General features: G+C 72.8%; 18 protein-coding genes. 4 read left to right on the forward strand and 14 right to left on the reverse strand.

All coding sequences use genetic code 11. The features are described 5' to 3' along the window. Window positions 1-109: 109 nt before the first annotated feature. The 5 genes from DDJ31_RS39930 to DDJ31_RS30170 all read right to left on the reverse strand — a co-directional run bounded on the left by DDJ31_RS39930 (window position 110) and on the right by DDJ31_RS30170 (window position 5,711). Complete coding sequence (locus DDJ31_RS39930) at window positions 110-193, reverse strand: putative leader peptide (protein ID WP_309500612.1); 84 nt, start codon at window positions 191-193, stop codon at window positions 110-112. 137 nt (window positions 194-330) lie between these two features. Next, entirely contained in the window at window positions 331-903 is a 573-nt protein-coding gene (locus tag DDJ31_RS30155) for a GNAT family N-acetyltransferase (protein WP_127177241.1), read from the reverse strand. Window positions 904-1,069: 166 nt separating this feature from the next. Further along, on the reverse strand, window positions 1,070-2,332 hold the full coding sequence (locus DDJ31_RS30160; RefSeq protein ID WP_127177240.1) for a hypothetical protein: 1,263 nt from the start codon (window positions 2,330-2,332) through the stop codon (window positions 1,070-1,072). A 172-nt stretch (window positions 2,333-2,504) separates the two neighbouring features. Then, window positions 2,505-3,794 carry a helix-turn-helix domain-containing protein gene (locus tag DDJ31_RS30165; protein ID WP_171480927.1) on the reverse strand — a complete coding sequence of 430 codons (1,290 nt, stop codon included), beginning with the start codon at window positions 3,792-3,794 and terminating at the stop codon, window positions 2,505-2,507. A gap of 282 nt (window positions 3,795-4,076) precedes the next feature. Continuing rightward, window positions 4,077-5,711 (reverse strand): acyl-CoA dehydrogenase family protein, encoded by a 1,635-nt coding sequence (locus DDJ31_RS30170; protein ID WP_127177239.1) that lies wholly within the window; start codon window positions 5,709-5,711, stop codon window positions 4,077-4,079. A gap of 177 nt (window positions 5,712-5,888) precedes the next feature. Between DDJ31_RS30170 and DDJ31_RS30175 the strand changes: the two genes are divergently transcribed. Together DDJ31_RS30175 and DDJ31_RS30180 are read left to right on the forward strand one after the other, a co-directional pair. Further along, entirely contained in the window at window positions 5,889-7,028 is a 1,140-nt protein-coding gene (locus DDJ31_RS30175) for a YihY/virulence factor BrkB family protein (protein ID WP_127177238.1), read from the forward strand. Window positions 7,029-7,080: 52 nt separating this feature from the next. Then, complete coding sequence (locus DDJ31_RS30180) at window positions 7,081-7,764, forward strand: helix-turn-helix domain-containing protein (protein ID WP_127177237.1); 684 nt, start codon at window positions 7,081-7,083, stop codon at window positions 7,762-7,764. On the opposite strand, the gene DDJ31_RS30185 is transcribed toward DDJ31_RS30180, so the two are convergent. Further along, window positions 7,761-8,162, reverse strand: a complete 402-nt coding sequence (locus tag DDJ31_RS30185) for a VOC family protein (protein ID WP_127177236.1) — start codon at window positions 8,160-8,162, stop codon at window positions 7,761-7,763. The genes DDJ31_RS30180 and DDJ31_RS30185 overlap by 4 nt on opposite strands. A 124-nt stretch (window positions 8,163-8,286) precedes the next feature. Here DDJ31_RS30185 and DDJ31_RS30190 point away from each other — a divergent pair, with 124 nt between their 5' ends. Continuing rightward, a complete protein-coding gene (locus DDJ31_RS30190) occupies window positions 8,287-8,928 on the forward strand; it encodes a ThuA domain-containing protein (protein WP_127177235.1) in 642 nt (213 codons plus the stop codon). A gap of 215 nt (window positions 8,929-9,143) precedes the next feature. Here DDJ31_RS30190 and DDJ31_RS30195 read toward each other — a convergent pair whose 3' ends face one another. Next, window positions 9,144-9,428 (reverse strand): hypothetical protein, encoded by a 285-nt coding sequence (locus tag DDJ31_RS30195; protein ID WP_127177234.1) that lies wholly within the window; start codon window positions 9,426-9,428, stop codon window positions 9,144-9,146. 208 nt (window positions 9,429-9,636) lie between these two features. On the opposite strand from DDJ31_RS30195, the gene DDJ31_RS30200 reads away from it, so the two are divergent. Further along, a complete protein-coding gene (locus DDJ31_RS30200) occupies window positions 9,637-11,004 on the forward strand; it encodes a hypothetical protein (RefSeq protein ID WP_127177233.1) in 1,368 nt (455 codons plus the stop codon). On the opposite strand, the gene DDJ31_RS30205 is transcribed toward DDJ31_RS30200, so the two are convergent. From DDJ31_RS30205 to DDJ31_RS30235, 7 genes are all read right to left on the reverse strand, one after another. Then, the gene (locus tag DDJ31_RS30205) at window positions 10,959-11,741 is read right to left on the reverse strand and encodes an ABC transporter permease (RefSeq protein ID WP_127177232.1); all 783 of its coding nucleotides are present in this window, start codon (window positions 11,739-11,741) and stop codon (window positions 10,959-10,961) included. The two genes, DDJ31_RS30200 and DDJ31_RS30205, sit on opposite strands and share 46 nt — an antisense overlap. Continuing rightward, window positions 11,738-12,730 carry an ATP-binding cassette domain-containing protein gene (locus DDJ31_RS30210; protein WP_127182538.1) on the reverse strand — a complete coding sequence of 331 codons (993 nt, stop codon included), beginning with the start codon at window positions 12,728-12,730 and terminating at the stop codon, window positions 11,738-11,740. The genes DDJ31_RS30205 and DDJ31_RS30210 overlap by 4 nt, the downstream gene beginning before the upstream one ends. 83 nt (window positions 12,731-12,813) lie before the next feature. Beyond that, window positions 12,814-13,659 (reverse strand): DUF4097 family beta strand repeat-containing protein, encoded by an 846-nt coding sequence (locus tag DDJ31_RS30215; protein ID WP_127177231.1) that lies wholly within the window; start codon window positions 13,657-13,659, stop codon window positions 12,814-12,816. 230 nt (window positions 13,660-13,889) lie between these two features. Further along, a complete protein-coding gene (locus DDJ31_RS30220; RefSeq protein WP_127177230.1) occupies window positions 13,890-14,417 on the reverse strand; it encodes a toxin-antitoxin system HicB family antitoxin in 528 nt (175 codons plus the stop codon). Window positions 14,418-14,691: 274 nt separating this feature from the next. Further along, window positions 14,692-15,741 (reverse strand): LacI family DNA-binding transcriptional regulator, encoded by a 1,050-nt coding sequence (locus DDJ31_RS30225; protein WP_127182537.1) that lies wholly within the window; start codon window positions 15,739-15,741, stop codon window positions 14,692-14,694. Between the two features lie 470 nt (window positions 15,742-16,211). Next, a complete protein-coding gene (locus DDJ31_RS39410) occupies window positions 16,212-18,068 on the reverse strand; it encodes a family 43 glycosylhydrolase (protein WP_240678023.1) in 1,857 nt (618 codons plus the stop codon). A 202-nt stretch (window positions 18,069-18,270) separates the two neighbouring features. Beyond that, window positions 18,271-19,281, reverse strand: a complete 1,011-nt coding sequence (locus DDJ31_RS30235; RefSeq protein WP_127177229.1) for a hydroxyacid dehydrogenase — start codon at window positions 19,279-19,281, stop codon at window positions 18,271-18,273. Window positions 19,282-19,385: the final 104 nt, after the last annotated feature.

A 19,385-nucleotide genomic window follows, 5' to 3' on the forward strand; every position in this document is an offset into this window, starting at 1 on the left:
CAGGCGGGAAGGCGGCTCTAACCTGCGCGTTCGGGCGCATGGGCGGACCGGCGCGGCGCTGCGCGGGCACACGGGGAAGGAGCGGGAGACGTCGGCGGTGCTGGGACTCTCAGCCCGCCGGACAGATGGCGCTGGACATGCGGCCGAGGTCGACGTGTCGCCGACTCACCAAGGCAATCCCAGTTCCAGACATGACGGAAGCGTGTCACGGCGTTCTGGACACAGTCCAGCTTCGTCCGCCATCCGGACACCCTTGTCTCGCAGAGCAAGACGCGGGTGTCCTCGGTCACCCCACCGGACGGAGTCCGGGACGGCGGGAAGGGGCGCAGGTCAGGCGGGGTACGCCCCGGGCCACGGGCCGGGCGTCGCGACCTCGGGCTCCTCCTCGACCTTGGTGTCGAAGAGGGTGAAGCCGCGGCGCTGGTAGTTGTCCATCGCGTGCTCCCCGTCCAGGCTGCACGTATGCAGCCAGACCCGCTTGGTGACGGCGAGTCCGGGCCACCGGCTCTCCAGGTCCCAGGCGCGGGCGGCACCGTACGCGAGCAGATGTCCGCCGATCCGGCGGCCGCGGAAGTCGGGCAGCAGTCCGAAGTGGACGATCTCCACGACCCCGTCGTCCTGCGGGACCAGTTCCGCGTAGCCCGCGGGGGTGCCCCGGTCGAAGGCCACCCAGGTCTCCACGCCCGCCCGGTCCAGATGCTGGACCCAGCGGGCGCGGCTCCAGCCGAGCCGGTCGGTCCAGCGGATGTCGCCGCCGACCGCCGTGTACAGGAACCGGCTGAACTCGGGGGAGGGCACCTCGGAGCGGACGATCCTGACGTCACCCTCCGGCGCGGCGGCCGGGAGGAGGTCGGTCGGGGCGGTCTGCTCCAGAGACCAGGTGGTCACGGGGATGTTCGTCATGCCCGCCAGAGAATCACCTGAGGGGCGGAACTGTCGATCGTCCCCTGGAGTCGCGGCCTGCCGACCGGTCCGTGAGCCGGTCAGGGCAGCGATCCGATCCGGTCCGGTCCGGTCCGGTCCGGTCCGGTCAGCGGTCCGGTCCGGTTCGGTCAGTGGACCGGTCCGGTCAGCCGATCGACCGGTCTATCGCGGAGAGCGGCAGGGCGAACAGCGTCCTTCCCGACTGCGACCACACCTCGCCGGTCTCCTCCCAGTACGACAGCGAGCCCGCCCCGCCGCTCCAGCAGTGCCGGGTCTCGTCCGCGCCGCACTCCGCGGCCCACGCGTCCTTGGCGTCCTGCCGCCAGAGCGTGCCGTGGTCGGCGGCCGAGCCCGTCGCGCGGTCCAGATACCAGTGCGCGCCGTACGACAGCACGCCCCGCACCCCGTCCGCCTTGGACTCGAACGCCTCGTCGGCGAGCGCCCGCCCGGCGGAGTCGGTGGCCAGCAGCCCGGCGCGCTCCGGGTCCGAGCTGAACGCCCAGCGCCACAGCCGGGTGTGCCGTCCGCTCTCCGCCGGGACCCGTTCGCCCGCGACCAGGCTGTCGGGCGCGGTGCTGCGGTCGAGGGAGAGCGCCGAGGGGCGCGGTCCGGGGCCGACCGTGCGGTAGACGCCGACGGCGGGCAGCGCGTACCGGTAGCCGGCGGCCGCGTAACCGCCGCGCACCCGGCCGACCCCGCTGCTCTCCACGGTGGTCCGCTGGACGCGGTGCATGTCGTACACGTACAGCCCGTCGGCGGTGGTCACCAGCAGCTTGCCCTGGTACCAGACCAGGCCGGCGACGGCGGAGGAGAGCCCCCGGTAGTCGCGGCCGCCGTCGACCGGGACGGTGAGCAGCGCCCAGGTGTAGCTGAGGTGTTCGGGGTCGGTGGCGTTGATGAAGGCGACCCGGGCCAGGCCGCGGCCGCCGCCCTCGGTCCAGCCGGAGAGGATCACCCGGTCCGCGCCCCAGTGGCCGTCGTCGTCGGCGTCCCCCGAGGTGGTGACGGCGCCCGGCCGCCAGCCCTCGGTGTCGACGTCGTTCCAGCAGTAGGCGCGGGTGGCCGCAGGTTTCACGGGCAGGGACGCCCGCTCGGCGGTGCGGCAGTCGGCCGCGGTGCGCAGGCTGCGGTCGGCGTCGTCGAGGACGGTGCGTACGCCGACGGGCCTGCCCATCGCGTCGGCCAGCCGGTCGAGGGTCCGCCGGGGCACCAGGCTCTCCTGGAGCCGCAGCCCGGCCGTGTCCGCGGAGACGGCGAGCGGCTTCAGGGCCCCGGGGTCGTCGCCGACCGTGGCCTGCGAGGCGCTGATCATGGTCGCGGCGGCGGTCAGGGCCAGCGCGGTCCCGGCCAGGAAGGCGCGGACCGCCCTGCCCCGCTTCCGCCTGCGGTGTCTGCCACGTTGTGTCATCGAACCTCCCGAGGCGAGCCAACTGCGCCTGATGGTCCGTGCGTTGATTCAGGAGCAGGTGGGGTGGCCCGTACCGGGATGCTACGGCAGTCGAGTGCGGCTCGTGACGAAGACCCGGCAAATATGCGGAAGATGCCAGGTGTTGTGCACGGAGCGTGACCAATTGGCCTGCTCATGGCGTTCCCGGCCCGGTCCTGAGGTCCACGAGTGTGGGCGCGGTCGAGTGCGGGAGCAGTGCCCCGGGCTCGGCGGGCAGCAGCGTCTCCACCTCCGCGTTCTCGCAGAAACGATACGGCCGATGGTCGAGCAACCCCCCGAGATACCGCCGCACCCGGGACATCTCCGCCCGCACCGTCACCGTACGGCCCACGTCCCCGAACACCTCGGCGGCCAGCTCCGCCGCGCTCAGCCCGGCCCGCCGCACCGCCAGCAGGCACAGCAACTCCGCGTGCCGCGGACTCAGTTCGTGACTCCAGGAGCCCATCGCCCCCGACACCGCCACCGACCAGCTCCGCCGCCGCGTCAGATCCAGCACGATCCGGGTGCCGCCGCCCTCCGCCGCCCGCTCCGCCGCCCGCAGCAACCAGCCCCCCGCCAACGGCTCCACCACGCACATCCCGAGCTGCGGCAGCCACCGCCGGCCCGCCGCGAGCGACTTCGGCAACCCGATCCGGCTCACGTACGGCATCCCGGTCGCCGCCGCCGTCCAGCCGTCCCTGTCCACCACCAGCGCCCGGCCCGCGAGCCGCGCCAGCGGCACCGCCGCCACCGCCCGCAGCCGCTCGAGCGACGCCAGATGCCGCTCCCGCAGCCGCGCCTCCGCCAGCTTCGCCACCGAACCCACCCAGGCGAGCGTCGCCGGATGCGCCATCTCCAGCGGGCCGCTCACATCGACCACCCCGAGCAGCCTGCCGTCCCGCGGATCCGTGATCGGCGCCCCGGTACACGTCCAGGTGGCCTGCGAACGCGCGAAGTGCTCCGACGCGAACACCTGCACAGGCTCCCGCACCACCACGGGCGTCCCCACCCCGTTGGTGCCCACCACCTCCTCGCTCCAGTCCGCGCCCACCTCGAACCCGAGCGCGTCCGCCCGGCGCAGCACGGGGCCACTGCCCTCCCGCCACAGCACCCGGCCGTCCGCGTCCGCCACCGCCATGATGTGCCGCGCCGCGTCCGCGACCGTCAGCAACTCCTCCCGCAGCAGCGGCAGCACATGCCGCAGCTCCGACGACTCCCGGCGCCCGCGCACCTCCTGCTCCGACAGCAGCCCGGGACGGTGGCCGTGCTCCGGGTCGACCCCGTGGCGCAGCGCCCGCTCCCAGGACCGTTCGATCACCGGCCGGGGCGCCACCGGGGCACGCTGCCCCGCGAGCCGGGCCGACCGCACCTCGCGCAGCACCCGGGCGGCGCGCGCCGTGTCGACGGCGGCGAGTCGCTCGACGTCCGACGCCGAGAGCACCACGTGACCTCCTGAAGACGGCCTCGAGACAGCCCGCCCCCGTCGCGTCGCGGCCACGGAGACCGCTGTCGGTCCTGACTGTTCGCCTCATAGTGCCGGTCCGGGCTACCGGAGTGACACGCTCCGGCCACAACCGAATACAAGTTGCAACCCCCTGCAACCCTGGTGGACGCCCCCGCACCGGCCGAGACTTGAGCGACACCGCCGAGCGGTGTCAACGGCCTCGAACAGGCCACGGACGGGGGTGGTGCCGTGTCGGCGCGGCACCACCCCCGCACCCGCCGCTCACAGCGGCGGCCTGGCCCGCGCCACCACCGACGCCAGATCCAGCGTCGAGGGCAGCGTCCCGAACACCGCCCCGCCGTCCCCGCCGAGCCGCCCCGCGCAGAACGCGTCCGCGACCTCGGGCGGCGCGAACCGCACCAGCAGCGCACCCTGCAACACCAGCGCGAGCCGCTCCGCCAGCCGCCGCGCCCGCCCCTCCACACCGTCCAGATCGGCCAGTTCGGTCAGCAGCTCCCTGATCGCCCCGTCGAGGCGCCGGTCCGCTCCCCGCGCCTGACCGACCTCTCGCAGATACGCGTCGAGCGCCGCGGGCTCCCGCCGCAGCGCCCGCACCACATCGAGCGCCTGGACGTTCCCCGCGCCCTCCCACACCGAGTTCAGCGGCGACTCCCGCACCAGCCTCGGCAGCCCCGACTCCTCCACGTACCCGTTGCCGCCCAGGCACTCGGCGGCCTCCACCGCCACCGCCGGACACCGCTTGGTCACCCAGTACTTCGCCACCGGCACCGCGAGCCGCAGCAGTGCCCGCTCCCGCTCGCCCCCGTCGTCGTAGGCGGCGGCCAGCCGCAGCGCGAGCGCCGTCGCCGCCTCCGACTCGATCGCCAGGTCGGCCAGCACATTGCGCATCAGCGGCTGGTCCACCAGCCGCGCCCCGAACGCCTCCCGGTGCGCGCAGTGGTGCACGGCCAGCGCGACCGCCTGCCGCATCAGACCCGCCGAGCCCAGCACGCAGTCGAGACGGGTCGCGGCGACCATGTCGATGACCGTCCGCACCCCGCGCCCCTCCTCACCCACCCGACGCGCCCACGTCCCGTCGAACTCGACCTCGGCCGACGCGTTCGAACGGTTGCCCAGCTTGTCCTTCAGCCGCTGGAGCAGGAAGACGTTGCGGGTGCCGTCCGGCAGCACCCGGGGCACCAGGAAGCAGGTCAGCCCGCCGGGCGCCAGCGCCAGCACCAGGAAACCGTCCGACATCGGCGCCGAACAGAACCACTTGTGCCCGGTCAGCTCATAGGCGCCCGCCTCCGCGAGCGGACGCGCCCGCGTCGTGTTGGCGCGGACGTCGCTGCCGCCCTGCTTCTCCGTCAGCGCCATCCCGAACAGCGCCCCCGCCTTGAGCGGGGCCGGCCGCAGCTCACGGTCGTACACCGGCGACGTCAGCAGCGGCTCCCACGCGGCGGCCAGCTCCGCGTCGGCGCGCAGCACCGGCACCGCCGCGTGCGTCATCGACAGCGGACAGCAGTTCCCCGCCTCCGCCTGCGTCCACACCACGAACGCGGCGGCCCGCCTGACATGCCCGCCCGGCCGGTTCCAGGCCGACGTCAGACCGGCCCCGACGCCCTTGCCGAGCAGCCGGTGCCACGCCGGATGGAAGTCGACCTCGTCGATCCTGACCCCGGTGCGGTCATGGGTGCGCAGCCTGGGCGGGTTCTCGTTCGCCTGCGCCGCCCACTCCTGCACCTGCGCCGACCCGGCCGCCCGCCCCAGCTCACCCAGCTCGGCCAGGACCGGGTCGAGCAGCTCGGGCGCCAGATGCCGCTCCACCGCCTCCGTGAGCACCTGGTCGGCGCCGAAGACGTCGTAGCCGACCAGTGGCGGAGCCTGATTGGTCACCTCGTGCGTGGTACCTGCCATGCGGGCGAACCTACCCCGGCGGGCCCGGCCCGAGCGCCGCCTGACACGGCCCCCCGGCCGCGCCCGCGCCCGCGTTCGCGGTCATGGCGGGAGAATCCGCTCGAATCCAGCGCCGTCCAGGTGGGAGCGGTGGGACAGGGGATGAGCGGACCGTGCGACGACGGATACCTTTAGGTCGTGCAGTCAGCAAGTGAACCCCCGCAGAGGCCCTCCGGCCGTCTCCACCGGGCGCGCGCCCTCTACCGGAACGTCTCCAAGCGCAGGACCGCCTGGCTGCTCCTCAAGGACACCGTCAACTCCTGCATGGAGTACCGGATCCTGGGCCTCGCCGCCGAGGCCGCGTTCTTCACCCTGCTGTCCGTGCCGCCGCTGCTCCTCAGCCTCATCGGCCTGCTCGGCTACGTCGACGACTGGACCGGCGCCGACACCATCCAGAGCCTGGAGAACAACATCCTCCAGGCGTCCAGGACCGTCCTGTCCGACAAGGGCGTCACCGAGATCGCCCAGCCGATCCTGCACGACGTGATGAAGGGCGGCAGACCCGACGTCATCTCCATCGGCTTCCTGTTCGCCCTCTGGTCCGGCTCTCGCGCGGTGAACGTCTTCATCGACACCATCACCGTCATGTACGGCCTCGACGGCGTCCGCGGCCTCGTCAAGACCCGGCTGCTCGCCTTTCTCCTCTTCGTCGTCGGGCTGCTGATCGGCTCGGTCGCGCTGCCGCTGATGGTGGCGGGCCCCGACGCCGTCGTGAACGTCCTGCCCTGGTCGACCACCGTCGTCCAGATCCTGTACTGGCCGGTCGTCCTCGTGCTCTCGGTGGCCTTCCTGACGACGCTCTACCACGTGTCCGTGCCGGTCCGCTCACCGTGGATCGAGGACGTGCCGGGCGCCCTGGTCGCGCTCGCCATGTGGGTGTTCGGCAGTTTCCTGCTGCGCATCTACCTGACCAGCACGGTCGAGGGCCCCACCATCTACGGCTCGCTCGCCGCGCCCGTCGCCGTCCTGCTGTGGATCGGCGTGTCCGCGTTCGCGGTGCTCGTCGGGGCCGCCGTCAACGCCGCCATCGACCGGGTCTGGCCGGCCGCCGCGACGGCCGCCGCCCGCGCCACCAACGAACGGCTGCGGGAGGCCCAGGTCGCCGAGTACGTGGCCCGCGCCGCCGCCCACCACGGGGCGTACTCGGATGACCCCGACGACCCCGACATGCCGTCGGAGTTCCCGGAACGCTGGTCGCGCTTCCTGCCCCCCGAGGACGTGACGTCCCGCCTGCGCACCCACGCCAAGGGCCAGCCCCCCAAGGGCGAGGGCCACTAGCCTCCCGTCAGCCCCGCCGCGCCTGGCTTCGGGGCAGGCGTAGCCTGGCCGCGTGTACGTGGAGCGGGTGTCCCGGCTGGTCGGGGCCGTCGTGTGGTCCGTCGGGCCGTCGCGTGACGGCGCCGGGCGGGTGCTGCCCGACGGCTGCATGGACCTGCTCTGGAACGACGGCGCACTGCTCGTCGCGGGGCCCGACACGCACGCCCACCTCACCGGGCACGCGCCGGGCGCATGGGCGGGCGTGCGCTTCGCCCCCGGCACCGCGCCCGGCCTCCTCGGGGTGCCCGCGCACGAGCTGACGAACCGGCGCGTCGACCTCGCCGACCTGTGGCCCGCCGCCGAGGTCCGCCGTCTCGGCGCGGTCGTCGACGCGGCAGCCGACCCGGCGGACGGCCTCGAAGAGGCGGCCCTGCGGATCGCGGCGGACGTCCCCGCGCCCGACCCGCGCCTCTCCCGCCTCGTCGGCGCCCTCGCCGCGGGCCGCCCGGTCGCCGCGACCGCCGACGAACTCGGCATCGGCGCCCGCCAGTTGCACCGCCGCTCCCGCACCGCGTTCGGCTACGGACCGAAGACCCTCGGCCGGGTCCTGCGGCTCCAGCGGGCGCTCGCACTGGCCCGCGCCGGGGTGCCGTTCGCGGACACGGCGGCCCGCTCGGGCTTCGCGGACCAGGCCCATCTGGCGCGGGACGTCAAGGAGTTGGCGGGGCTCCCGCTGCGGGAGCTGCTGGCTGCCTAGGACGCGTCGGGAAGGGGCGCGAACAGGTCGACGCCGTTGCCGTCCGGGTCGTGGACCGTGGCGTACCGCTGCCCCCAGACGGCGTCCCACGGCGTCAGCTCCCCGTGGTGTCCGGCCTCCACCAACTCCGCGTACAGGGAGTCGACTTCGGCGGGATCCTCGCAGCGGAAGGCGAGCGAGGCGCGGCCGGTGCCGACCGGCGGGCGCCACCCGGCGTGGAAGGAGCGGACGGTGTCCTCGGTGTCGAGGGCGAGGACCGTGCCACCGGGCAGCACGGCCTCGACATGCGGCTGCTCCGCCGCGTCCGCGGGGAAGTCGAGACCGAGGCGACGGTAGAAGGCGAGCGAGGCGACCAGGTCGGAGACGACCAGGCCGACCACGGCGAATCGTGGAGTCATGGGGCCACCGTAGAAGGGCGCGCGACCGGTGGTCTTGAAGGAAACGGACGTCGGGAGGAGCCGCCCAGGCCATCGGGACGATCACCCCTGGGACCGCCCCGACCAGCCATCTAGGCTCGTCCGCATGACCTCCCGACTCCTCGTCTTCACCCGCACCACCGGCTACCGCCACGACTCCATCCCGGCCGCCGTGACCGCCGTCCGCGCGCTCTCCCGCCACCCGGTGGAGCACACCGAGGACCCGGCCGCCCTCGAAGCGGACCTCGACGACTGCGCGGCGGTCGTGTTCCTCTCCACCAGCGGCGAGGTGCTCACCCCCGCGGGCCGGGACCGGCTGACGGCGTACGTCGACGGTGGCGGCGGCTTCGTCGGGGTGCACGCGGCGACCTGCACCGAGTACGACTGGCCCTACTACGGCGACCTGTTGGGCGCCCGCTTCGACCGGCACCCCGCCTTCCAGCCGGGCCGGGTGCTCCTTGAGGACGGCGACCACCCGGCCACCCGACACCTGCCCGAGGTCTGGGAGTTCACCGACGAGTGGTACGACTTCCGCACCAACCCCCGTGCCACGGCACGGGTGTTGCTCCGCGCCGACGAGACCTCCTACGAGGGCGGCGGCATGGGTGCCGACCACCCCCTGGCCTGGTGCCGCGCCCAGGGCGAGGGCCGCGTCTTCTACACCTCCCTGGGCCACGCGGCCGAGGCCTACCGCGAGCCGGCCTTCCGTGAGCATCTGCGGGGCGGCCTCGCCTGGGCGGCCCGCTGACCGTCCCGGCCATTCTCCGCCTCGAATGAAAAACCGAACGTCGCTCAAAAGGACGCCGCGCCCTTTTGCTTATCGCTGCTTTATATAGCCTGCCTTTGTCCTGCTTGACCGCGTTTTTGGGAGTAGAACCGGGGGAATGGCTTGCCGGTGGCCCGAGCGACGCCTAGCGTCACTCATACGAAATACCGGACGCCTGGAAGGGAACGGCGGGGATTTCAGTCCGCGTTCCCGTTCCAGACATTCAAGAAAGCGGTGAGAAAATGCTCGATGACGCCGAACTCGACGCCCAGGTCGCGGGTCTGCTGCCGAGCCGTGAGGCGCTCGGGATCCTGAAGTTCCACTGCCCCGGCCCCGGCCGGCACACCGTGCCCTGCACCCCGCACCACCACCCCGCGCACCACCCGGTCCACCACCACCCGGTCCACCACCAGCCCGTGCACCACCGCCCCGAGCCCGGCGGACACCACCACCAGCCGGTCCACCACCAGCCGGTCCACCACCAGCCGTTCCCTCACCAGCCCGGCCACCACCACGGACCGGTCGGCACCCAGCCCCAGCGCTGACCCGACCCCCCGCCCCGGCGGGGTCACCGGCCGGTGCGGTGCGAGGCGGCTGCCGGCCCCCGAGCCGCCCGCCCCGCACCGGCCCCCGGTCTCCGGCCCCGGCCCGCTCCGGCCCCGGCCCCGCCGACGAGAGAAACGCTCGGACATGCCGGAAGAAGAAATCGAGTCGGCCCCGACGACCGCGGATATTCCACGCCGGACCGACGGCCTCGAATTACTCGGCCGCTATCAAGGTGTGGAGTACGAAGAGCCCGTATATCTGGCCCGCAGAGGCGACGGCCAGATGGTCCAGCTCTCCTTTCTGCTCTTTCTGGTCATCCAGGAGATCGACGGAGTGCGCCCCACCGCGGAGATCGCCCAACGCGTCGGACGCGCGTTCGGAAAAGACGTCAGCGCCGACAACGTCCGCCATCTCCTGGAACACAGACTCCAGCCCCTCGGAATCGTCGCCGAACCCGGCGCCCCCACCGCCGTCACCTCCGACGCGCCCCGCAACGACCTGCTGCTCGGACTGATGGGCCGCCGCACCCTCGTCCCGCCACCCGCGGTCCGCGCGGCCGCCCGCGCCCTCGCCTGGCTGCACCGCCCGGCGGTCACCGCGACGGTGCTGGCCGCCGCCGTCGCCATGGACCTGTGGCTGTTCCTCGTCCACGGCGCGATGCCCGCCGTCCTCCACTCGCTGAGCGGCCCGCTGCCGCTGCTCACCGTCTTCGCGCTGATCGTCGGGTCCCTCGTCTTCCACGAGTTCGGGCACGCCTCGGCCTGTCACCACGCGGGCGCGACGCCCGGCAGGATCGGCTGCGGCCTCTATCTGATCTGGCCCTCGCTCTACACCGACGTCACCGACGTGTACCGGGCCGGCCGCGCCGGACGGCTCCGCACCGACCTCGGAGGCGTCTACTTCAACGTCGTCTACATGCTGGCCCTGCTCGCCGGGTACGCCGTCACCGGCCACCCGGTGCTCCTCGCCGCGATCTACCTCGGCCACTTCGAGATCTTCGAGCAACTGATGCCCACGGCCCGGCTGGACGGCTACTACATCCTCACCGACGTGGCCGGCGTCCCCGACCTGTACGGACGCGTCGGCCCCCTGCTGCGCGGCCTGCTCCCGCGCCGCGCCCGGGGCGACCGACCCGCCGGACCGGTCCCCGCGCTCACCCGCAGGGCGCGGATCACCGTGACCGTCTGGGTGTTCACCCTCGTCCCGCTGATGCTCGCCGACCTCGGCTACGGCCTGTGGAACCTGCCCAGGATCACGGCGACCGCGCTGCGCTCGCTCGACGCCCGCCTCCACACGGCGACGGCGGCGACCGTCGGCGGACATCCGGCATCCGCCCTGGTCGCCGCCCTCGGCGTGGTCCTGCTCGCGCTGCCGTTCGCCGGCGGCGGCTGGCTCACCGTCCGGCTGCTGCGCGCCGGCGGCCGGCGGCTGCGCCCGGCCGGTGACGCCCTCGCGCGCTCCGCGGCTCAGTACCTGGTGGTGCGGGCGAAGAGGGAGCGCGACCAGACGTAGCCGATCAGGGCGACCCCCGCGCACCAGGCCAGCGAGATCCAGCCGGCGCTGCCGATCGCCGAGCCGCACAGCAGACCGCGCAGCGTCTCGGTGACCGGCGTGAACGGCTGGTTCTCGGCGAACCAGCGCAGGCCGGGAGACATCGACCCGGCGGGCACGAACGCGGAGCCCAGAAGCGGCAGGAACTGCACGAGCAGCGGCTTGTTGCTCGCCGACTCGACGGTCCTGGAGAGCAGCCCGAGCGCCGTGGACAGCCAGGTCACCGCCCAGGCGACGGCGGTCAGCAGACCGGCAGCGGCCAGCCACTCCCACGGCGTCGCCGCGGACCGGAAGCCGAGCGCCACCGCGACCGCGACGACCAGCACGGCACTGAGCATCGTCTGCACGACACTGCCGATCACATGGCCCGTCAGGAACGACGAACGCGCGATGTTCATGGTGCGGAAGCGGTTGATGATGCCCTCGGTCATGTCGGTGCAGACCGCTATCGACGTCGACATCGAACCGGCGGCCACCCCCATGATGATGACGCCGGGCGTCAGATAGGTCAGGTACGCGTCCCGCCCGCCGCCCATGCCGGCGCCGATCGCGTCGCCGAAGGCGTACACGAACAGCAGCAGCATCATGATCGGCGTCAGAGCGGCGGCGAGCCCCACCGACGGATAGCGGGCGGCGTGCTTCAGGTTCCGCCGCAGCATCGTCATCGAGTCCCGTGCCGCGTAGGTGAGGGTGCTCATCGCTGGTTCTCCTCCAGGTGCGGCGCGCGGTCGGCGCGGCCTTCGCCGGTCAGGGTGAGGAAGACGTCGTCGAGGTCGGGGGTGTGCACGGAGAAGTCGGCGGCGCGGACACCGGCGGCGTCGAGCCGGTCGAACAGGGCGCGCAGCGCGTCGAGTCCACCGTCGCCCGCCACCCGCAGGGCGAGTTGCTCGTCGTCACGGGCCGCGTCCGGGAAGGCGGCCACCGCGCCCTCGTACCCGGCGGCGTCGGTGAACCGCAGCCGGACATGGCTGCCGGGGATCCGCGCCTTCAACTCCTCGGCGGTGCCCTCGGCGACGATCCGGCCGCCGTCGAGCACCGCGATCCGGTCCGCCAACTGGTCGGCCTCCTCCAGGTACTGGGTGGTCAGGAAGACGGTGACACCGCCCGCCACCAGCGCGCGCACGGTCTCCCACAGGGTGCGCCTGCTGCGCGGGTCGAGTCCGGCCGTCGGCTCGTCGAGGAAGATCACCCGCGGGTCGCCGACCAGGGTCATGGCCAGGTCGAGCCGGCGCCGCATCCCGCCGGAGAAGTGCGCGGCACGCCGTCGCGCGACGTCCGCGATGCCGAACCGCTCCAGCAACTCCCGCGCCCGCTCCCGTCCTTCGCGCTTGCCCAGGTGCAGCAGGTCGGCCATGAGGAGCAGGTTCTCCTCGGCGGTGAGCAGGTCGTCGAGCGCGGCGAACTGCCCGGTGACGCCGATCGCGGCCCGCACCCGGTCCGGCGCGGTGGTGAGGTCGTGGCCGGCGATCTGGGCCTGGCCGCCGTCGGCGGCGACGAGCGTGGACAGGATCCGCACGGTGGTGGTCTTGCCCGCGCCGTTCGGCCCGAGCAGCGCGAACACGGTCCCGGCCGGGATGCGCAGGTCGATGCCGTCGAGAACGGTCCGGTCGCCGTAGGACTTGCGCAGCCCGACGGCGGAGACCGCGGCGACCGGCTGCGGACCGTCCCCTCTTTTAGACGTGCTCATGACACTTACAGGCATGGAGCCCTCCCCTTCGAGGAGATGGAGACGATGAAGTGGTCGCGCCCTGGACGAGCTGCGGGGGCCGCTCAGCCCCGGGCGCGCAGGATGTCGACGTTGCCGTACCGGGTGCGGGCCCTGACCTCGACCGTGTCCTCGGACCCGGCCGGACCCTCCGACGAGGTGAGCGCGTTGGTGACCTGCCCGGAGTCCGAGCTGACGTCGAGCCAGGCGGCGCTGCCCGCACGGACCCCGACCTCGATGGCGCCGTACGACGTCTCCAACTGCACCGTCCCCCGCGCCACTTCACCCACCCGGAGGGTGCCGTGGGCGGTGGTCGCGGTGACCGAGCCCTCGGCGCGGTCGATGAGGATGTCGCCGTTGGCGCCGCTGACCCGCAGATCGTCCAGGGCGGTGCCGACGGTCGTGGTGCCGTGCGAGTTCTTCAGGACGGCACCGCCGCCGACGGTCCCGACGCGCAGACTGCCGGAGCTGGTGGTGATCTCGGCGCCGCCCTCGACGCGGTCCACGCTGATGTTGCCGTGCGCGGCGGTCAGCCGCAGCGGGCCGGTGCGGTCGAGCCTGACATCGCCCGACGAGGTCTTCACCCGGACCTCGCCGAGCCGGCCCTCGCCGTGCACCTGGACCCAGGCTCCGGTCATCTCCACCTCCGAGTCCAGGGGCAGTTCGACCGTCACGTCCACGGTGCCCGAAGGCCCCACCAGCAGGCGCCCCTTGGGCGTCCTGATGCTCAACAGACCGCTCGCGTACCGCACTTCGGTCTGCTCGGCGGCCCGCACGTCCCGGTCCTTCTTCGGGTCGCGGGGCAGCACCTCGACGACCGTGTCGGCCCGGTCGGCGGCGATGAACCGGATCGACCCGGCGTCCACGTGAGCGACGGCCGAGATCGGTCCGGGGGTGTCGAAAGAAGGCATGGCTGTCCTGTCCTCTTGGGTCGCGGTGACGTTCCCGCAGGTGGCGGGGGGTGAGTGGTGTTGGGCGGGTGGTGCGGGTGGTGCGGGTGGTGCGTGGAGCGGGTGGAGGTGGCGGTGCGGGTGGGGCGTGTGGTTTCGGCGGGGCGGGTGGAGCGGGTGGAGTCGGCGGTGCGAGTGGAGCGGGCGGTGTCAGAAGGTGCGGGCGGTGCAGGGGGTGCGGGTGGAGCCGGCTAGCGCACCCAGCCCGTGAAGTTCTGTCCGACGGTGCGTCCGGCGCGGTTCCGCTCCGCCGGACGCGCGGGCGCGCCGCCGTCGACGGCGCCCGAAACGGCCCGCACCAGCCAGGCGTTGACCGACAGGCCCTCCCGGTTCGCGGCCTCCTCGGCGCGCGCCTTGAGGTGGGCGGGCAGACGGAGATTGACGCGGGCGGTGCCGCCGTCGTCGCCGTCGGCCGAGATCTTGGGCGCCTCGACGGGCGCGCTCCCTGCGTCGTACGGCTCGCCCGCCAGGGCGCCCGGGGGCCGCGTCACGACGAAGTCGGGGTCGAGCCCGCGCAGCCGTACGTCGACCGAGCCGGGGGCGAGTTCACGGGTGATCTCGTCCATCGCGGCGGAGAGCACGTGAAGCATCGTCAGGCGGGCCGCCGAGTCCAGCGGAGCGGTGAGCCGCTCGGCCAGCTCGCGAGCTTCCCGACCGCCCGCTTCGGCGGCCACCGCGAGTTCACGGCGGAGGTTGTCGACATACGGCGTGAGGTCCATGACGCCATAGTGGCACCAAGATGGCGCCACGAGCAACCCTCAATCGGTGACGTGAGGGATCGGTCGCCGGATCCAGGTCTCTGACCTGTATGAATGAGGCGATGGCGGGTCGCATTTTCGTGGTGTCACGTACCCGTGTGACGTCTGTGGCGCCGCGCAAGCCCTCAGGATGGCGCCGCGTGGCACCACCTGACGCCACATGGCGTCGCGTGGCGCCACATGACACCGCGCGGTGCCACTCGCCGTCACCCGATGCAACCCCGCGCACCGAGCCTCACGCCGTCCCCCGCGCGGGTGCCGTGCTGGAGCGCGGCACCAGCCGGGTGGACAGTTCCGTCCGGGTGCTCTCGGGCCGTTCACCGTCCATCATCCGGACCAGCAGGCGCAGCGCCGTCGCCGCCATCTCCGACAGGGGCTGGCGGACGGTGGTGAGGGCGGGGGAGAGCCAGCCGGACTCGGGGAGGTCGCCGAACCCGATGACGCTGACGTCGTCCGGCACCCTCAACCCCCGTTCCGCCAGGGCCTCGTAGACGCCGAGGGCCATCCGGTCCGAGCAGACGAACACGGCGGTCGGCGGTTCCGGCAGGTCGAGCAGATCGAGCATCCGGCGGTGCGCGACGCTCTCGTCGAACCCGGCGTGCCGCACATACTCGGGCCGGTGCCGCAGCCCGGCCGAGGCGAGGGCGGAACGGTAGCCGGCCACCCGGGCGTTGCCGCACACCGTGTGCTGGTGCCCGGCGACGACGGCGATGCGCTCATGGCCGAGGGCGAGCAGATGGTCGGTGGCGGTCACCCCGCCCTGCCAGTTCGCGGCACCCACCGAGACGACGCCCGGCGGGGGTTCGAGCACCGGGTCGATCATCACGAATGGGATGCGGTGCTGTTCGAGCCACGCGTACTGCGACGACGTCAACTCCGCCAGATTGAACAGGACTCCGGACGACCCGCGCGCGATCAGCTTGTCGAGCCAGCTCCGTTCGGGGCGCCCGCCCCTGGTCCGGCCGGCCCCGGCGGACACCACCACCTCAAGGCCGGCGTCGTGGGCGGCGGCCTCCACGCCGTGCAGTACGGCCCCCGACCAGGAGGTGTCGAGGGAGTGCACGACGAGGTCGACGAGTCCCGGCACCTTGGCCACGTCGAAGCGCGGCCTGCGCGCGTAGCCGAGCCGGTCAAGGGCCTCCGTCACCCGGCGCCTGGTCTCGGGCGCCACGTCCTCACGCCCGTTGACGACCTTGGACGCGGTCGGCACGGAGACTCCCGCCTCGCGCGCCACGACGGCGAGCGTGGGACCGGCCGCCACGCTCGCACTCCCCGAACGGACCATGAGGAACCGCCTCTCGGCCCGCCCGAGGGCCATCGAAAGTCTCGATCACTGCTCCGTCCCGGCCGGTGGATGACCGACCTGGTGGTAAGCGCTTCCTACCCTAGGTTCGGCGCGAGACGTCGGGAAGGGGCGGGGCTCGGCGGCCCGTCTCGACCGGAACTTCCGCCACCGCGTGCGGGCCGCCGCTCGTCGACTGTCCGCGGGCGAACCGGAACCCGGAACCCGCTAGTGTCTGGGCGACGGGTGTGACCAGCTCCGGGGGGGGGGCTGGTCGGGCGCGGCGGGTCGGGCACGCCGGGTCGGGCACGCCGGGTCGGGCACGCCGGGTCGGGCACGCCGGGTCGGGCACGCCGGGTCGGGCACGCCGGGTCGGGCACGCCGGGTCGGGCACGCGGCGTGGGCGCCGGCCAGGTGCGCGGGCTGAGCCACCCGACGGACCCGGCGACGGCGTACGCGGCCTGACTCGACGGCTACCCGCACGCCAAGCGGAACCCGGTGAACTCGGCGGTGAACGCCGCGTCGACCAGGTCCATGGCGTGGATGCCGACCATCGCCCCGGTGAACCGGAGCCGGCCCCCGTGGTCGTCGGAGAGCCGCCCGAAATCGAGGACTCCGCCGATCGGGGTCCGCACCCCGTCCCGGACCCACCAGAACCGCGCGTCGGCCCCCGTCACGCTGACCCCCAGCGTCACAGGCGCCGCTTCTGTCTCCGCGTCATCCGCTCCGATGCCCACCACGGCCACTTCCCGAGGCCCGTCCTCCGTCCGCTCCACCAGCCGCAGCACGGTCCGCCCACCGCGACCGTCCGGCCGGCCGACGGCCCACTGCTGCCCGCACTGCGCCTCGCCCTCGGGCTCGGCCCAGGTCAGATCGAGGCTCAGACAGGCCACGGTGTTGTAGTAGAGGACCAGCCCCGCGGCCTGGGTGAAGGTGTGCGGCCGTGCGTCGACGGTGACCTCGGCCTCGGCCCGGTGCTCGGTGATCCGCCGGGCCAGCAGACTGCGCGCCCACAACGACTCGGGCCCATGCCGCCCGCGCAGCCGTATGGCCCCGGTCCGCTGGTCGACCCGGGCCCAGGACGAATCAACAGGAGCCCGCAAGGTGCTCCAGGGCCACTCAAGGTGGTCAACCAACCGAGGGTCGGAACTGCCGAACGATCCACTATGGACGGGGGCGTCAATGTCGGCGGTTAGCTCGCGGTCGGCGTCAACCTCAAGGGTGGAGTCAACATCAACGCGCCTGTCAATGCTTCCGTCGCTTCCGTCAACATGTCCGTCAATGTTGACGGCGTGCCCGGAGCCGGAGCCGGAGCCGGAGCCGGAGTAGGCCTGGGCGTGGGTGTAGGGGCGAGAGTCGGCGGTGGCAACATCGTCAATGTTGCCACTGACGTTGACGTCAACGTTGATGTCAACATTGACGTCTGGATGATGACCGCCCTGCCGCAACCGAGGCCACCCGTCCTCGTCCCACACCACGGCCTGGACGGCGGTCTCCCGGCCGAGGGTGCAGCGTGGCCCCGACGGGGTGGCGACCGGCCGGGAGGCGAGGTGGCTCAACACCCAGTCGCCGCCCGCTGTTCGCACCAACTCCCCGTGCCCGGCCTTCTGGAGCGGCACCGAGGGGTCGTCGCGCGAGGTGAGCAGCGGTCGTTCGTCGAGTTCGTAGGGCCCGGTCACATGCCGGGACCTGGCCACCCGCACCCCGTGCTCGAACCCGGTGCCGCCCTCGGCGAGCACCAGATAGAACCAGTCGCCGCGCCGCACCAACTTCGGCCCTTCAAGGAGCCGTTCGTGCTGGAGGAGCAACCTGGTGGGGCCGATCGGAGCGAGGGTGGCGCGGTCCAGTTCGGTCATGACGATCCCGGCGAACCGTCGGCCGCCGGGCCGGTGGTCGTTCTGGAGGTTGAGCAGCCACAGCCGTCCTTCGTGATGGAACAGCGCGGGATCGAACCCGTGACTGGCCACCCGCCGGGGCGCGCTCCACTCGCCGCCCACCTTCATGGCCGTCGACACGTACACATCGACGTCGAAGTAGGGCGTCTCAAGCGAACGGACGACTCCGTACACGACCCAGAACCGTTCACCGTCCCAGCTGAGCGAGGGTGCCCACACCCCGCCCGAGTCGGGCACCCCGCCCAGGGAATCGCCGGGGACCGCTCCGCCCACGTGACCGGCGTACTCCCAGTTCAGCAGGTCCCGTGACCGGTGCAGCGGGATCGTGGGGAACCATTCGAACGAGCTGGTGGCCACGTAGTACCAGTCACCGACCCGGACCAGCGAGGGGTCGGGGGCGAAGCCGCGGATCACGGGATTGTGCAACATCGTCACTTCGGTGCTCCCGGGGTGGCACGGAACGAGGGGAGGGCTGCGGACCGGCACGAGGACGGCAGCGGCAGCAAGCGCTTACCTCGCAAGTTGACGATAGAAACCGTATACCACCGCGCCCCTGCCGTACCTTCCCTGAACCCACCTCCGCTCACTCCACTCCCTAAGCCGCGCTCCTTGAGCCGCCCCCGCCCCACTCCACCCCCTAAGCCACCCGCCCCAGATCCCCCACGCGTACCTCATGGGCCAACGTTCCGCCGCTCGCGAGCCGTTCGGCTTCCTCGGTGACGATCAGGCCGAGCCGTTGGAGTTCGTTGCCGAGGGAGCCGGCGATGTGCGGGGTGAGGAAGACGTTCGGCAGGTCGTACAGGGGCGAGTGGGCGGGCAGCGGTTCCGGTTCGGTCACGTCGAGTACGGCACTCAGCCGCCCGGAGACGAGTTCCTCGGTCAGCGCGTCGGGGTCGATCAGTGCTCCCCTGGAGGTGTTGATGAGGACGCCTCCGTCGCGGATCAGGGCAAGGCGTCCGGCGTCGAGTATGCGGTGGGTCTCGGGGATGTCGGGGGCGTGCAGGGTCACGATGTCGCTGTGCGCGAGGAGTTGGTCGAGGGGCAGGGACTCGGCGCCGAGCGACGCGGCCTCGGCGGCGCCGACGTAGGGGTCGTGCAGCAGCACCGTCAGGTCGAAGGGCCGTAGCAGTTCGAGCAGCCGCCGTCCGACCCGCGAGGCGCCGATGACTCCGACGCGTCGGCCGACGTTTCCGGTGTGCGCGGTCTCGGCCGGGGTCGGGTGGGTGCGACCGGCGCGGAATCGTTCGCGGTGAGTGAAGGCGTCCTTCCCGGTGAGCAGGATCATCGCGAGGGTGTACTCGGCGACGGGCAGCGCGTTGCCGGTGACCGCGCTGGAGACGCTGATCCCGTGCGCCCAGACGTCCTGGCCGACGAGGGAGCGGACGGATCCCGCGGCGTGCAGCACGGTGCGCAGCCCGGGTGCGGCGGCCAGGGCGTGGTGGTCGAGGTGGGGGCTGCCCCAGCCGGTGATCAGGATCTCCGCGTCGGCGAGGGCGGGGGTCGCTGCGGGGTCGGCGAAGTCGCGTACGACGAGCGCGGGGTTGACGGCGACGGTTTCCCTGAGCCGTGTCATGAGGTGCGGCGGAAAGAGCCGGGGGAGGTGGACCGGGTCCATCGCGAAGACGGCCGTGGGCCGGGTGGCGGGCATGGTTCTCCTGGGGGTCGGCTGGGCGAGGGGCCGGTCGGATGGGGCGTGGGGGTGGGTAACCAGGAAACGTTTTCCCATCGCGCTCCGTGCACATGTCCGCGCCT

The organism is Streptomyces griseoviridis (assembly GCF_005222485.1).
GTDB classification, from domain to species: Bacteria; Actinomycetota; Actinomycetes; order Streptomycetales; family Streptomycetaceae; genus Streptomyces; species Streptomyces hintoniae.

Coding starts and splice junctions, on each gene's coding strand:
- DDJ31_RS39930 (WP_309500612.1), bottom strand. CDS start 193: ATGTCTGGAACTGGGATTGCCTTGGTGAGTCGGCGACACGTCGACCTC.
- DDJ31_RS30155 (WP_127177241.1), bottom strand. CDS start 903: ATGACGAACATCCCCGTGACCACCTGGTCTCTGGAGCAGACCGCCCCG.
- DDJ31_RS30160 (WP_127177240.1), bottom strand. CDS start 2,332: ATGACACAACGTGGCAGACACCGCAGGCGGAAGCGGGGCAGGGCGGTC.
- DDJ31_RS30170 (WP_127177239.1), bottom strand. CDS start 5,711: ATGGCAGGTACCACGCACGAGGTGACCAATCAGGCTCCGCCACTGGTC.
- DDJ31_RS30185 (WP_127177236.1), bottom strand. CDS start 8,162: ATGACTCCACGATTCGCCGTGGTCGGCCTGGTCGTCTCCGACCTGGTC.
- DDJ31_RS30190 (WP_127177235.1), top strand. CDS start 8,287: ATGACCTCCCGACTCCTCGTCTTCACCCGCACCACCGGCTACCGCCAC.
- DDJ31_RS30200 (WP_127177233.1), top strand. CDS start 9,637: ATGCCGGAAGAAGAAATCGAGTCGGCCCCGACGACCGCGGATATTCCA.
- DDJ31_RS30205 (WP_127177232.1), bottom strand. CDS start 11,741: ATGAGCACCCTCACCTACGCGGCACGGGACTCGATGACGATGCTGCGG.
- DDJ31_RS30210 (WP_127182538.1), bottom strand. CDS start 12,730: ATGAGCACGTCTAAAAGAGGGGACGGTCCGCAGCCGGTCGCCGCGGTC.
- DDJ31_RS30215 (WP_127177231.1), bottom strand. CDS start 13,659: ATGCCTTCTTTCGACACCCCCGGACCGATCTCGGCCGTCGCTCACGTG.
- DDJ31_RS30220 (WP_127177230.1), bottom strand. CDS start 14,417: ATGGACCTCACGCCGTATGTCGACAACCTCCGCCGTGAACTCGCGGTG.
- DDJ31_RS30225 (WP_127182537.1), bottom strand. CDS start 15,741: ATGGTCCGTTCGGGGAGTGCGAGCGTGGCGGCCGGTCCCACGCTCGCC.
- DDJ31_RS30235 (WP_127177229.1), bottom strand. CDS start 19,281: ATGCCCGCCACCCGGCCCACGGCCGTCTTCGCGATGGACCCGGTCCAC.